Annotated in this window: 16 protein-coding genes; 10 read left to right on the top strand and 6 right to left on the bottom strand. The window is 49.5% G+C overall.

All coding sequences use genetic code 11. The features are described from left to right. The first annotated feature begins 21 nt into the window (after positions 1-21). The 4 genes from CFF01_RS13695 (at position 22) to CFF01_RS13680 (ending at position 4,790) form a co-directional block, all read left to right on the top strand. Complete coding sequence (locus tag CFF01_RS13695) at positions 22-1,059, top strand: type IV pilus twitching motility protein PilT (protein WP_033539855.1); 1,038 nt, start codon at positions 22-24, stop codon at positions 1,057-1,059. Positions 1,060-1,071: 12 nt separating this feature from the next. Then, the gene (locus CFF01_RS13690) at positions 1,072-2,184 is read left to right on the top strand and encodes a PilT/PilU family type 4a pilus ATPase (RefSeq protein WP_033539856.1); all 1,113 of its coding nucleotides are present in this window, start codon (positions 1,072-1,074) and stop codon (positions 2,182-2,184) included. A gap of 216 nt (positions 2,185-2,400) precedes the next feature. Further along, entirely contained in the window at positions 2,401-3,408 is a 1,008-nt protein-coding gene (gene hemH / locus CFF01_RS13685) for a ferrochelatase (RefSeq protein ID WP_088905160.1), read from the top strand. 734 nt (positions 3,409-4,142) lie between these two features. Then, positions 4,143-4,790 carry a DUF4145 domain-containing protein gene (locus tag CFF01_RS13680; RefSeq protein WP_088905159.1) on the top strand — a complete coding sequence of 216 codons (648 nt, stop codon included), beginning with the start codon at positions 4,143-4,145 and terminating at the stop codon, positions 4,788-4,790. Positions 4,791-5,421: 631 nt separating this feature from the next. Here CFF01_RS13680 and ruvX read toward each other — a convergent pair. The 4 genes from ruvX to CFF01_RS13655 all read right to left on the bottom strand — a co-directional run bounded on the left by ruvX (position 5,422) and on the right by CFF01_RS13655 (position 7,276). Further along, entirely contained in the window at positions 5,422-5,841 is a 420-nt protein-coding gene (ruvX, locus tag CFF01_RS13670; RefSeq protein WP_088905157.1) for a Holliday junction resolvase RuvX, read from the bottom strand. A gap of 21 nt (positions 5,842-5,862) precedes the next feature. Beyond that, positions 5,863-6,420: a YqgE/AlgH family protein gene (locus tag CFF01_RS13665; RefSeq protein ID WP_088905156.1), complete on the bottom strand. Its 558-nt coding sequence runs from the start codon at positions 6,418-6,420 to the stop codon at positions 5,863-5,865. Positions 6,421-6,436: 16 nt separating this feature from the next. Then, positions 6,437-6,766 carry a stress response translation initiation inhibitor YciH gene (yciH, locus tag CFF01_RS13660; RefSeq protein WP_033538653.1) on the bottom strand — a complete coding sequence of 110 codons (330 nt, stop codon included), beginning with the start codon at positions 6,764-6,766 and terminating at the stop codon, positions 6,437-6,439. 195 nt (positions 6,767-6,961) lie between these two features. Next, complete coding sequence (locus CFF01_RS13655; RefSeq protein ID WP_088905155.1) at positions 6,962-7,276, bottom strand: hypothetical protein; 315 nt, start codon at positions 7,274-7,276, stop codon at positions 6,962-6,964. A 172-nt stretch (positions 7,277-7,448) separates the two neighbouring features. Here CFF01_RS13655 and CFF01_RS13650 point away from each other — a divergent pair, with 172 nt between their 5' ends. After that, complete coding sequence (locus CFF01_RS13650; protein WP_088905154.1) at positions 7,449-8,012, top strand: DUF4136 domain-containing protein; 564 nt, start codon at positions 7,449-7,451, stop codon at positions 8,010-8,012. A gap of 181 nt (positions 8,013-8,193) precedes the next feature. Then, on the top strand, positions 8,194-8,643 hold the full coding sequence (locus CFF01_RS13645) for a DUF924 family protein (RefSeq protein ID WP_033538625.1): 450 nt from the start codon (positions 8,194-8,196) through the stop codon (positions 8,641-8,643). A gap of 116 nt (positions 8,644-8,759) precedes the next feature. Here the strand turns inward: CFF01_RS13645 and CFF01_RS13640 are convergent, their stop codons facing one another. After that, positions 8,760-9,635 (bottom strand): LysR family transcriptional regulator, encoded by an 876-nt coding sequence (locus CFF01_RS13640; RefSeq protein ID WP_088905153.1) that lies wholly within the window; start codon positions 9,633-9,635, stop codon positions 8,760-8,762. Positions 9,636-9,720: 85 nt separating this feature from the next. Between CFF01_RS13640 and CFF01_RS13635 the strand changes: the two genes are divergently transcribed. The 3 genes from CFF01_RS13635 to CFF01_RS13625 all read left to right on the top strand — a co-directional run bounded on the left by CFF01_RS13635 (position 9,721) and on the right by CFF01_RS13625 (position 11,768). Next, positions 9,721-10,149 carry a PACE efflux transporter gene (locus CFF01_RS13635; RefSeq protein ID WP_033538623.1) on the top strand — a complete coding sequence of 143 codons (429 nt, stop codon included), beginning with the start codon at positions 9,721-9,723 and terminating at the stop codon, positions 10,147-10,149. Positions 10,150-10,304: 155 nt separating this feature from the next. Next, positions 10,305-10,913: an OmpA family protein gene (locus CFF01_RS13630; RefSeq protein ID WP_088905152.1), complete on the top strand. Its 609-nt coding sequence runs from the start codon at positions 10,305-10,307 to the stop codon at positions 10,911-10,913. A gap of 30 nt (positions 10,914-10,943) precedes the next feature. Then, the gene (locus CFF01_RS13625) at positions 10,944-11,768 is read left to right on the top strand and encodes a mechanosensitive ion channel family protein (RefSeq protein ID WP_033538621.1); all 825 of its coding nucleotides are present in this window, start codon (positions 10,944-10,946) and stop codon (positions 11,766-11,768) included. An 87-nt stretch (positions 11,769-11,855) separates the two neighbouring features. On the opposite strand, the gene CFF01_RS13620 is transcribed toward CFF01_RS13625, so the two are convergent. Further along, the gene (locus tag CFF01_RS13620; protein ID WP_088905151.1) at positions 11,856-12,500 is read right to left on the bottom strand and encodes a trimeric intracellular cation channel family protein; all 645 of its coding nucleotides are present in this window, start codon (positions 12,498-12,500) and stop codon (positions 11,856-11,858) included. A 306-nt stretch (positions 12,501-12,806) separates the two neighbouring features. On the opposite strand from CFF01_RS13620, the gene ltaE reads away from it, so the two are divergent. After that, positions 12,807-13,814, top strand: coding sequence for a low-specificity L-threonine aldolase (ltaE, locus tag CFF01_RS13615; RefSeq protein WP_088905150.1), 1,008 nt, complete (start codon positions 12,807-12,809; stop codon positions 13,812-13,814). Positions 13,815-13,938: the final 124 nt, after the last annotated feature.

Here is a 13,938-nt window from a genome sequence, read left to right as displayed (position 1 = left end):
GTTGAATGGATATCCCATACTATGGAAATCACAGAGTTACTTGCCTTTAGTGTAAAACACAACGCGTCGGATCTACACCTTTCAGCGGGAGTATCTCCCATGATACGTGTTGATGGCGAGGTCAGAAAGATTAATCTGCCGGCCCTGGATCATCAAGGCGTACATAGCCTCGTTTATGACATCATGAACGACAAACAGCGTAAAGATTATGAAGAGCACTTAGAGATAGATTTCTCGTTCGAAGTGCCCAATTTAGCTCGCTTCCGTGTGAACGCCTTTAACCAATCGCGCGGCGCCGCGGCGGTGTTTCGTACTATTCCCAGCGAGATCTTAAGCCTGGAAAAACTCGGTGCCCCCGATATTTTCAAAAAGATTGCCAGCTTCCCTCGTGGCCTGGTGCTGGTAACCGGCCCCACAGGTTCGGGTAAGAGTACCACCCTGGCGGGCATGATAGATTATGTGAACGAAAACCGTCACGACCATATCCTGACCATCGAAGACCCTATCGAATTCGTGCACCAGAATAAGCAATGTCTGATCAACCAGAGGGAAGTGCACAGACACACCCACAGCTTCAACGCGGCGCTGCGTAGCGCACTGCGTGAAGACCCGGACGTGATCCTGGTGGGTGAGATGCGTGACCTTGAAACCATTCGTCTGGCCATGACGGCGGCGGAAACCGGTCACTTAGTATTCGGTACACTGCACACCACCTCAGCGGCGAAAACCATTGACCGTGTGGTCGACGTTTTCCCTGAAGGTGAAAAGAGTATGGTACGTACCATGTTGTCTGAATCACTGCAGGCGGTTATCTCGCAAACCCTGATCAAAAAGGTAGGCGGCGGCCGTGTGGCAGCTCACGAGATCATGATGGGTACACCGGCTATTCGTAACCTGATCCGTGAAGACAAGGTGGCCCAGATGTACTCGGCCATTCAAACGGGTATGGCTCACGGGATGCAGACTCTGGATCAATGCTTGCAGAATCTGGTCAATCGCGGCCTGATCACCCGTGAAGATGCAATGTCTAAGAGTTCTAATAAAAACGCTAGTTTCTAGTAAGGTTTGATTATGGAAGTTCGTCCATTTTTAAAGGTGATGGTAGAGCGTAAGGCATCGGATCTATTCATCACGGCTGGTTTTCCTCCCAGCGCCAAGGTTGATGGTGAGGTGCGACCCCTTGCCGAAAATCCCTTTACGCCGGCTCAGTCACTGGAGTTTGTCGAAGCCTTGATGACAGAGGCTCAGCGCAAAGAGTTTCACGAGACCCGCGAATGTAACTTCGCCTATGGCGAGAAGGATCTGGGGCGTTTCCGTGTTAGCGCCTTCTGGCAGCGAGAGTCGCCAGGTTGCGTTATGCGTCGCATCGAGACCAAGATCCCGCTAGTCGAAGATCTTCATCTGCCGCCAATTTTGAAAGACTTAGTGATGAGTAAGCGCGGTCTTATCATCATGGTGGGTGGTACGGGTACGGGTAAGTCGACTTCGCTCGCGGCCCTGGTGGGCTATCGCAATGCCCATGCTCGCGGCCATATTCTGACCATCGAAGATCCGGTGGAATTTGTCCATGACCATCGCAAGAGCATCATCACTCAGCGAGAGGTAGGTATAGATACTGATTCTTTCGATGCTGCGCTAAAGAGTTCTTTGCGTCAGGCACCAGACGTGATTCTGATCGGTGAGATCCGAACCCAGGAAACCATGGAGTTTGCCCTGTCGTTCGCCGAAACCGGTCACCTCTGTATGGCAACCTTGCACGCCAACAACGCTAACCAGGCGCTGGACCGCATCATGCACCTGGTGCCAGAGAGTAAGCATCAGCAGTTACTGTTCGACTTGTCGTTAAACCTGCGCGGCATTGTGGCGCAGCAGTTGGTACCAAAGAGTGACGGTACGGGTCGCCGTGCGGCGATCGAGGTATTGATTAACACCCCAAGGGTTTCCAGCATTATCCAGAAGAACGAGCTGCATCTGCTTAAGGAAACCATGGCGAAATCCAACGAGCAGGGGATGCAGACCTTCGACCAGGCGCTACTCAAGCTCTATGTGGAAGGTGAGATCAGCTACTCGGATGCATTGCATCACGCCGACTCGCCAAACGATCTGCGCTTGATGATTAAGCTGCAAAGCTCAGAGTCTGCAAGTTCAGGCTTTATGGAAGGTGTGACGCTGGATCTCGACTAGGTGTTATTGCCTTCGCGAAAAACCGATAAAGCATTTATCGGTTTTTTTATGTGTCAGCCTTGATCCTCACAGGCCTTGGCTGCGTACTTTGGCTGGGTATAAGGTCAGCCATGGTTAAAGTGGGACCTAATTCGAGTAATTTAAATTTTGGTATTCACCCAGGTGCCTGTTCACAATAAAGTAATTGGCATCTTAGCGTAAAAACAAGGAAGCAAATTGGCTAACTATTTTGGATTGAGCAAACAGCAGGGTCATGGCGCTCGCGGCAAGACCACTGTGCTGCTGATGAACCTGGGCACCCCAGATGCGCCAACCACAGGCGCCGTACGCCGTTATCTGGCGGAGTTTTTATCAGATCCCAGAGTGGTGGAGATCCCTAAGCTGCTATGGATGCTGATATTGCACGGCATCATACTCAGAGTGCGCCCGGCCAAGTCTGCTGCCCTGTATCAATCTATCTGGACAGAGCAGGGTTCACCCTTGATGGCGATCACTAAGGCGCAAAGGGACAAGCTCGCGCAGCAATTGAGTGGCAGTGACGTCAATGTGGCATTCTGCATGCGTTACGGTCAGCCAAGCGTCAAGGAGACCTTGAGACGTTTGCATAGTGAGGGCACAGACAAGCTTATTGTCTTGCCGCTTTACCCTCAGTACGCAGCGCCCACCACGGCCTCAGCCTTCGATGCCCTGACCAAAGAGCTTGCCCAGTGGCGCTACCTGCCATCGCTGCACTTTATCAACACTTATCATGATCATCCCGACTATATTGCGGCGCTGGCGGACTCTATCGCTAATGATTTTGAGCAACATGGTAAGCCGAAGAAGTTAGTGCTCTCTTACCACGGCATGCCCGAGCGTAACCTGCACCTTGGCGATCCCTATTATTGCCTGTGTCAGAAGACGACCCGTTTGGTAGTGGAGCGTCTAGGACTCACCGATGGCGACTATATCACCACCTTCCAGTCGCGCTTTGGTAAGGCCAAGTGGCTTGGACCCTACACGGATGCCACCTTAGAAGCCTTGGCAAAAGAAGGCGTCGATGATATTGCCATTGCCTGTCCGGCCTTTAGCGCCGACTGTCTGGAAACCCTCGAAGAGATTGAACATGAGAATCGGGAAGTGTTCATTCAGGCGGGTGGCGAAAAGTATCGTTACATTGCCTGTCTTAATGATAGGGATGATCATATTGAGATGATGGCGAATCTGGTGAGGCCTTATCTTTAACTGGGAAGGTTAAAGGGGGGGCTTGGTTGCCTCAAGGTGGCCATTGGTGAAATGCCGAGTCTTGAAAAGGACTCGGCATTTTTGTTTTTGAATATTGAGTCTTCACTTTTCTCTCGTTTCGAGAGTCATTGTTATAGGAAGTTTCGCTGCCTTTCTTCGAGGGAGTGGCTGCAATTTTTTGAAGCTTTCGGCTTCATTTCAATTTATGGCAGTGATTGCAACACTGAGCGTCAATGTCATCAATAGCCTGCGGCTCGCTCTTGTGCAGATACATCTGCTACACGCCGTGCATCCGTCCGTGGAGGCTCGACGATGGCATCCCTGCCATCGACGTCCGCAGATGCATCTACACCGGGTTAATTATCTCTTCGATTTGACCTTGTTTAGTATGATCAGGGAGCTGAAAAATAACTTTATTTTACCCAATAATGAGTTAGGAAGTTGGCGGTGGTTCAGTAGCAAACCGACTTTCTGGCTTAGAAGTTTTTATCCTATGTTCGTGCGCGTTTCCCCATTTCGGTTTAAATAAATATCTTTAAAATCTATCACTTACGAAATTCGTTAAGTAGATAGTAGGTTTGGGAAACGCGCATGCGCGTTTTTCTGGATGGTGTATTTGAAGTAAAGGTGATAACTTCTTTGTAATACAATTAGTTAACCATGCGCGTTTTCACTGGTCCAACGCACATATGTACTAATTAAAGGTTGTACGAATTCTCGAAATGGAGTTTTGAATGAAGGGTAAATATATTCCACCTTTCTTAGGTGGTGATGCATTTAACTGTGCAAATTGCCATGTTTATACTAAACAGCAGTGGTATTTTATGAAAGGTTCAACTCTATCTAGTGGTTATGGAGGACAGAGAGAAGACGATCGTTTTAGAATTTCTTACTGTGACCACTGCAATTTTCCAACAATTTGGCACAAAGACACATTACTATTCCCCTCAAATATCTCAGTTGAAGGGCCAAACGAAGACTTACCTAATGATGTAAAACTTGATTATGAGGAAGCGAGAACTATTGTAAACCTTTCTCCAAGAGGAGCAGCTGCTTTATTGCGATTAGGCATACAAAAGCTGTGTGCTCACCTTGGACAACCGGGAAAGAATATTAACGCGGATATTAAAGCTCTTGTAGCAAAAGGTTTGCCTCCCAAAGTACAAGAGGCATTAGACAGTGTAAGAGTTATAGGTAACGATGCAGTGCATCCTGGAACAATTGATTTAAATGATAATAGAGATATCGCTAATCAACTTTTTCGTCTCGTAAATTTTATTGCCCAGAAAATGATCACCGAACCTAAAGAGATTGAAGATATATATAACAGCCTACCGGCTGAAAAATTGAAAGGAATTAACGAACGCGACAGTAGCAAGTAAATTTGTATAACAAACGCATGAACTCGCTCGCAGGCTCTCTGGGACAATAACACGTAGGCTCAGTCGCTTCGCTCCAATTTTAGCCTACGTGTTATTACCCGTTATGCGGGTGTTATCCCATAGAAGTTTTGTTCGAAAGCCAAATTTTAGCTCTGTAAGCCTAACGTTTTTTTGTCTAGAACTTTCCCATACAGTCCAATCGAAGAGATGGATAACTGGGTGTAGATACGCCGGTGAGCTTACGAAACATGGATGTTTCGGCAGAGCCTAAAGGGATTTATTCACGGCGTCTCACAGGCGTATCTGCACATAAAGCCTGCTGCCAAGCAATTCAAAACAGTGACGGTTAACGCTACAGTTAGCTTTACTAAGGAACAAACTAAGTCCGGGTTAAGCCCTTTCCAATACACAAAAAGGTCGCTCATACACATCTCTGTGTTCGCGACATTGGTGCGTCTTTGCACTGCACCTGCTGCCAAGCAATTCAAAACAGTGACGGTTAACGCTAGCGGTAGCTAGATAAAAGCCAGCAACCTTTGGGAATAGGTTAAAAAGGGTAAGTCTAACTCTAGGCAATAAAAGTCGGGCAACAAAAAGCGGCCTTGATTGGCCGCCATCTAAACATCAAATCTTAATAGAGATTCTCGAAATAACTTTCGATGATGAGCACCGCCGACATGGAATCGACTTGGCCCTTCGACAAGGCCTTGTAGCCCCCCATTTCAAACAGCCTGGCCTTGGCGTCGGCGGTGGTGAGGCGTTCATCCTGGGTGGCGGTCTTGACGCCGAAGCGGCCGTTGATGCGGTTGGCAAACTTGCGGGCCCTTTGGGTCATCTCCTGTTCTGTACCATCCATATTGAGGGGCAGGCCGACGACGATAAGGTCGGGTTTCCACTCGTTAATCAGTGCCTCTATCTCTTCCCATCTGGGAATGCCGTCGTTGGCCTTGAGAGAGGCGAGGGGGGTGGCGCTGCCGGTGATCTGCTGGCCGATGGCGACGCCTATGCTCTTGGTGCCGAAGTCGAAGCCCAAGACACTTGCTGAACTCATAACGAATTTTATCCTTTGCTGTTAGGCGTGACCTGTCTGGGATGAGAGTTGCCAGATATCAAAGCCCAATGATTCGGTGGCCTTTTGCCAGCGCTGATCGTGCTCAGTGTTGAACATAAGATCCGTATTGGCGGGGATGGAGAGCCAGGTGTTGTCGGCCAGTTCCTGTTCAAGCTGGTGGCGTCCCCAACCCGCGTAGCCCAGGGCGACGATAAACTGCTCCGGTGCCTCTTTGCTGCCCAATGAGGTGAGCACGTCTCTTGAGGTAGTGAGCATAAGATCGTCGCTGATCTGCTGGCTGTTGCTCCATTGATTTTGCGGCGTGTGCAGTACGAAGCCTTTCTCTTGCCCCACGGGGCCGCCCACCACAACCTTACTGTTAATGCTGTCTATGGTGTGAAAATCATCCAGCTCCATCTGTCTGAGCAGCTCATTGACATCGACCCCTATAGGGCGATTGATCATCAGCCCCATCGCACCTTGCTCATTGTGTTCGCACAGGTAGATCACGCTGCGCTCGAAGAAAGTATCTTTGAGCGATGGCATGGCAATGAGTAAATGATTTTGCAAACTATCCATCTAGCACTCCAATGGGTTATCCACCCGCCAGTTTGACCTGATAATTGAGTTTTTCCAGTAGGGTTTTCAGCAGCTCTCTGTTATCTGTCTGCACCTCTATGTTGAACTCTTTTACTGTGCCGCCGCAGCCACACTGTTTTTTGAGTTTCTGTGCTAACGCTTTAAGCTCTTTCTCATCCAGGCCCAAGCCCTTGATCACAGAGACGCCTTTGCCTTTACGGCCCTTACTGTCTTTATGGATTCTGACTATGCCGTCGCCCTGGGGCACGGCTTTGGTTTCTTTGGGTTGGTCGATTTTGCCGCCATCTGTGCTGTACACCAGGGCGATATTGGGATCGATTCTCATCATCTATCACACGCTTAACTAAGATACCCTGAGTTTATCAAATTGAAACTCCCTTGTGGGAGGAGTAATCGTTAGATACAAAAAAAAGACCACCCTAAGGTGGTCATGGATAGAAACAGATACCAAATGCAGGGAGGTATCCCAAGGCGACAGGCGTGCTGACGCAATTAGTGAGCAAAACTGTTCATGCAAAAATTAGAGATATTGCAGCGCTAACATCACTAGTGACAGGCCGGTATAGGCGGCGCAGGGCAAAATAAAGCGGTGAAAGCGGCTGATGGCTACGCTGCAGCCCGTCAGGGCGAAGCCTATGGCGATGCTGGCATGGCTTGAGGTATAGCCTAATGCCAGGGCAATCATCAAGATGATGAGTGACAGCAAGGGCAGAGTAAAAAGCAGCCACTGTGACGGCTGAATTTTGGCATTGTCGGCCATGGGAGCTGCCAACGTTTTTGGGGCAAACATAAAGATGGCGCTGGCGATAATAAATGCAGTGATAAACCAAGTCATGGCTAAAACCTCTATAACCTTAATTGATAATCATTATCATTTAGGTGTTTGTTGAAGTCAAGCTGAATGAATCGTTATTTACAATAAAGAAGAGTTGTAGAACAGAGGTTTGCTATGTAAGCTTTAGGATAAATCCTGATATTAGTCATGTCTAAAACATGCTGGAGAGTTTATGAAAAAGGTGATTATCTTAGCCGCCGCACTGGCCTTATCTGGGTGTAGCACACTAAAAACCAGCTCTGATTACGATCCTAAAGTCAATTTCGATGAGGTAAAGAGCTATGCATGGGTGGTTAAGAAGACTGATGACACCACCTATAACTTAGATGGCTTAATGGATCAGCGTGTCCGTGAGGCGGTTAATCGTGAGCTGCAGATGAAGGGCCTAAGTCAGGTTGAAGCCGATAGCGCCGATATACTGGTGAACTACTTCACCAAGGTGGATAAGAAGATCAATGTCGATACCTTTAATACCAACTTTGGTTATGACCCCTATTACTATGGCCCAGGTTGGGGCTGGGGCAGCAGTGTACGTACCCAGACCACGGTGCGAGAGTACGAGGTGGGTACCCTAGTGCTGGACATGATCAATAGAGAATCAGGAAAGTTGATTTGGCGCGGCTCGGTAGCCGATACCATACGGGATAAGAGTACGCCAGAAGAGCGTGTCGAAGTGGTTAACAAGGCGGTAGCGGCTATGATGCTCAACTATCCACCACAGAAAGAGGCTAAATAGCCCATCATCTTGCGATTAAAGCGGCCTGTAGGTCGCTTTTTTTATCTCTTTTTTTTTCGATAAAAGTGTAGCGCCCTCGAGGATTCGACCAAAGTCCAAGTTATTCGAGTACAGCCCAGGTGTTATGCTGCCTCGGCCAGGACTTTTTAAACTCATGATTTAATCGTATCTAGGGGGCAGCGTGGAACAGTTTTTACAGCAGTGGTTTCAGCACTATGAGAAGGGCGAGGGTGTCGAGGCGAAAGAGCTAAGTCAGGAGACACTCACTCATTGGCAACAGCTATTGAGCGGTGCCAAGTCGGGCGAGCTTGAGCATTGGCAGAAGAATCCGCCAGGACGCCTAGCGTTAATTCTTCTCATGGGACCGGTCGCTCACTTGCTGGAAGACGAAGCGGCGCTGTCACTGCAACTTAAGGCACGCGACCTTTGCGTCTCAGGTGTGGATCGCGGCTTCGACACTCAGTTAGAGCCGCTGCAACGTCGCTGCTTCTATGATCCCCTGTTTTATTCAGCTAAGAGTGAAGACAGGGCATTATTGATTCGTTTGCTTGAAGGCTTGCAATCTCAGTTGGCCACTTCATCAAGGCCTGCCTGGAGCCACTGGTATCAACAGGCGTCACTGAGCCACTAAAGATACAATAGGCGGGCGATAGGCTCGCCTCTTTCAGCTCACTTATCATCACTGGATGAACCGCAAATGCTCTACCTGACAGGGTAAGCGGATTCGGCTTATCTACTTTATAGGCGTTAGGCGATGGCCGCCCGCAAGATTTGACGAAATACCTGACTCACCTCTTGGTTGACACTGCTGTGCTGAATCAAATCCACGTTGGCTATCCAGCCCATCTGTTCCATGTCGAGCGGAATATGCCGCAATTGCCCTTTGGCCAAGGCTTCCTGCGCCAGATGCTCTGGCAGTAGCGCCCAACCGAAACCCGACTTTGCCAAATCGAGCAGGGCATAATAATTGTCTGCCAGCCAGAGCTGCGGCGAGTGCTCCGCCTGAAAACTCCACTCTTGACCCTGCTTGCTGCCAATGGTGAGCTGACGGTAGAGTTTTAAGCTGTCGAGATTATTCATTTTCTCCTGAGCCAGCGGATGATGTGGGCTGACCACAGGTTCAAATTTCACCGACCCCAGAGATTCAAAATCTATCTGCTGTGGGTAAATCTCTTCACTAAAAATCACCCCCATATCGACACTTCGCTGCCTCACCTGCTCGATGATCTCCCGACTGGGCAGGGTGCGAAGCTCAAGCTGGATCAAGGGATATTTATCGGCAAATAGATTCAGGTGCTGGCTAAGCTCAGAGAAGGGCACCCCTTCATCGATCGCCAGACGGAACTGCTGTGGCAAGCCAGCGTCAAGCGAGGTGATAAGTGATTGCAGCCTAAGGTGCTGGGCGATCACTGCCTTGGCCTGAGGCAGCAGGGCCTCTCCAGCCGCAGTGAGTATTGGATAGCGGCCAGAGCGATCGAACAGCTCATGGCCACAGTCTATCTCCATGTTGATGATCTGCTGGCTCACGGCAGATTGCACCTTGTTAAGGTGCCTGGCGGCGGCCGAGAAGGAGCCTGTCTCCACCGTCGCTAAGAAGAGCTGCAGTTGTTCCAGTGTCGGCATATCGTAAAACCAGATGGTATCTAACTTTTACCTATCTTATTTAGGGATGAAAATAGGCGCAAGTTAATTTGTTGGAGGTCAGATAATGTCTACTACAGAAAGAATCCTACATGCTGCGCTGTTTGAGCTCTTTGCCTTGGCATTTGTGGTGCCTATTGCTATCTGGTTTACTGGTCACAGCTTGGGTGAGATGGCGGCGGTCGGTGTGGGTCTTAGCCTGTATACCATGATATGGAACTATGGCTATAACCTTTGGTTTGATCGGTATTTGGGGGATGAGCGCACCAAGCGCTCGCTTAAGCTGCGTGTGGTTCACGCCCTGGGTTTCGAAGGCGGCCTGGTATTTGTGTCTGTACCTGCGGTGGCCTGGTTTCTGGGCATTGCTATTTGGCAGGCACTGATGCTGGAAGCGGTATTCCTCGTGGTGTTTTTCTTCTATGCCATTATTTTTAACTGGCTTTTTGATTGGGCAAGATCTAAGTTTTATGGGCAACGCCTTAACTCGAAAGCATAAGCTGGCATTAACTGGCTAAGTAATGGCTAAAATGAGAATTAATTTCATTAGATAGATATTCTTATATTGGAGATGCAGGCAGAAGGATATAAAATGTATTCCTGTCTGCATCTTTATATTTGATTGTTTTTCATGCCTTTTGAGGTACCTTCGGCATGAGTAACTTAAAAGTGGCTAGGCTTGAAATGAGCAAGACTTCTACCCGTAAGCTAAAACGCTTGATGCTAAGTCTGCTTGGCAGCTTGTGGTTCACTGGCGCCATCGCCGCTCAAGGGGGCATTGACAGTGACCTTGATGGCGTGCCCGACGGTAAAGATGCTTGCCCTAAGACGCGCGCTAATGTGGCGGTCGATGCCAGAGGCTGTGAGATACAAGAGGCCGATAGCCAGTGCCTTATGGCTAAGGGACAGTTACTTACCGACTGTGATAAGGGGACTGTGAGCATCTATTTCGCCTTTGCCAGTGCCGAGATAGCAATATCCCAGTGGTCGCAGCTGGCCCGGGTGAAAACTTTTTTGCAGCACAAGAATGCACGGCTTATCTTGGTGGGGCATACGGATAATATAGGCTCAGAAGCCTTCAATCTTGCACTATCGCGTCAGAGAGCCGAGCGGGTAAAACAGATTTTAGTAGAAGATTATGGATTTCAGGCGGAGCGATTTTCAATCGTCGCCAAAGGCGCCAGCGAGCCCATCAGTAATAATGAAGGGGAGAGCGGGAGAGCCTTGAACCGCCGCGTTGAGTTTATGGTTGAGGCCAGATAATGACTGGCCCGTTTAATTAGGGAGCGTTACATGGAAAATTTGGATAAGTATATCGAGCAGGCGCCTGATCTGATCGTGACCTATGGTCTTAAGGTGGTCTTCGCCATTATCATCTTTATCATCGGTAAGTATCTGGCCAATGTGGCTAAGAAGCTTACCACTAAGTTGATGAATAAGCGTAAGATTGACAAAACCGTGGTCTCTTTCGTGGCCAACATGGCCTGGGCCTTGGTGTTTGTGTTTACCGTGATCGCCACACTGGGTCAGATTGGCGTGCAAACGGCTTCTTTGGTTGCCGTTATCGGTGCCGCCGGCTTGGCTGTTGGCTTGGCGCTGCAAGGCTCGCTATCTAACTTCGCCTCAGGCGTGCTCATGGTTCTGTTCCGTCCTTGCCGCGTAGGCGACTACATCGAGGCTGCAGGTATTGCCGGTACGGTTGACGAGATCACTATCTTCTCAACTAAGCTGCGCACCCCAGATAATAAGGTGATTGTGGCGCCTAACTCATCAATCATGAATGGCACCATCACCAACTACTCAGCTATGGAGACGCGCCGCATCGATTTAGTGATTGGTGTGTCTTACGATGCCGACCTTAAGCAGACCAAGGAAGTGCTTAAGCATGTACTCGATAACAACGCTTACATCCTTAAAGATCCCGCTTACACTGTGGCACTGACCGAGCTGGCCGACTCTTCGGTTAACTTCGTGGTGCGTCCTTGGGTGAAAGGCAGCGACTACTGGCCAGCCCGTTTTGAGATCTTAGAGCAGATCAAGATGGCACTGGACGAGAACAACATAGGTATTCCTTATCCACAGATGGATATCTATGTCAAAGAGACGCCAGCGGCATAAGCCTGGTGATTTGATATGAGAAAGGTCGGCAATTGCCGACCTTTTTTGTGCCTGAATGTAGGCGCTCCAGGCTGAGCACTACCCCATTTAGTGGGCCTGACTGTCCTGGTTGCCATGCTGATAGTCGAACTTAGGCATACCCCAGTGGTAGCGAATGGCCAGCATGCGGAAGCTAAAGCCGACACTCAGGCTGATGGCCAGGTTAATCCACTCGGCGACCTCATAGCTGCGCAGTAAGATATAGAGGCTAGCCGTGGTCAGCGCGACCAAGGCGTAGAGCTCCTTTTTAAAGATCAGTGGCACCTGATTACAGAGAATGTCGCGGATCACGCCACCGAAGACGCCCGTTACGACGCCCATGACGATGGCCAGCGTCGGACTATAGCCTAACATCAAGGTCTTCTGGGCGCCGATAATGGAAAACACCGCTAGCCCCAGCGCATCTATGGTAAGAAATAGCTTGGAGAGGTAGCGCATCACGGGCGAGATAATCACAGTCAGCAGTGAAGCGAAGGCGATGGCCAGCAGGTAGTGAATATTCTCTACCCAGATAAGGGGATAATTGCCCAGGAGAATGTCCCGCAGGGTTCCGCCACCTATGGCTGTGGCGCAGCCTATGATGACCACACCAAACAGATCCATCTGTTTTCTGCCGGCGCATAGGGCGCCTGTCATGGCCTCGGCCAGTATGCCGATGAGCCAGAGTAGGGTGATAAATTCAGCTTCTTGCATTGTCGATTCAGTCGGAAAAAAAGAGAGCGCATATTGCCAGTGAGCAATGACAAAGAACAGCGAGATTTTTTGAGGATTTAGGGTTAGATTTTTTAATCTTTTACCTGTTGCTTAGAACTCTTGGTTGCCGATTTTTTGCCGTTTTGGCACTTGCTGGAGAAAGTAGCCGGATTAGTTTCTTCAGGTTAACTGGCCCGTCTTTAGGCTTTAGATAAGAATTTTTGTTGTTGGTGCTAGCGAGCCCCGTCGGTGAAGAGTACTATTTCAGCTCTGTGTAGCAGTTTAAGATGAGTAGGACGGGGGAAAATGATCGATTTTCGAAGTGATACGGTAACCCAGCCAACGGCCGCAATGCGCCGTGCGATGGCTGATGCCCAAGTGGGCGATGATGTATATGGTGACGACCCCAGTGTAAATCGTCTCGAGGCGATGGCCGCCGAGCGTTTTGGTTTCGAAAGTGCCCTGTTTACCTCGTCGGGCACCCAAGCTAACCTGCTGGCGTTGATGTCCCATTGTGATCGAGGCGACGAGTATCTCTGTGGTCAGCAGGCGCATAACTATAAGTTTGAAGGTGGTGGCGCCGCCGTGCTGGGCAGTATTCAACCTCAGCCACTTACTAATCAGGCCGATGGCAGCATCTTGCTGTCAGATATCGAGGCGGCCATTAAGCCGGACGATTTCCACTTTGCCCGCACTCGTTTGTTGAGCCTGGAAAACACCATAGGTGGCAAGGTGTTGCCCCAGTCTTATCTGGCCGATGCCCAGGCACTGGCCTTTAATAAGCGACTCAAGATCCATTTAGATGGAGCCCGTGTTGCCAATGCGGCAGTGGCGCAGAATCTGGATATTGCCGACATTACCCAACACTTCGACTCAGTTTCGATCTGCCTATCAAAAGGGTTGTGCGCCCCGGTAGGCTCGCTGCTACTTGGCGATGAACGACTGATCAACAAGGCCCGCCGCTGGCGTAAGATGCTCGGCGGCGGCATGCGTCAGGCGGGGATTCTGGCGGTTGCCGGTGAGATTGCCCTGAACGATCAGGTATCACGCCTGGCAATCGATCATGACAACGCCCGTTATCTGGCTGAACGGTTAAGCACCCTCGATGAGTTTGAGGTGGACCTTAATGAAGTGCAGACCAATATGTTGTTTGCCCGGGTGGCCGACGGGCTCGCTATCGACAGCTTGGCTAAGTCGTTGAAGCAACATGGCATCTTGATTAGTCCTGGTAAGACACTGAGGTTGGTCACCCACGCCGATATCCGCCGCGAAGATATCGACTTCTTTATCGATAAGCTCAAGGCGCTGCTCTAAGTCAGATTTTGTGCGTGCACCACAATGCAAAAAGCCATCCTTGAGATGGCTTTTTTACTTATGCACTTTTTTACCTAAGCACTTTTTACCTAAGTACTTTTTACGGAAGCGCTCTTTACTTAAG

It is taken from the genome of Shewanella marisflavi, assembly GCF_002215585.1.
In the GTDB taxonomy this organism is placed as follows: Bacteria; Pseudomonadota; Gammaproteobacteria; order Enterobacterales; family Shewanellaceae; genus Shewanella; species Shewanella marisflavi.
Note: the sequence above shows the minus strand (reverse complement) of the source record. Positions and strands in the feature narration are given on the sequence as shown.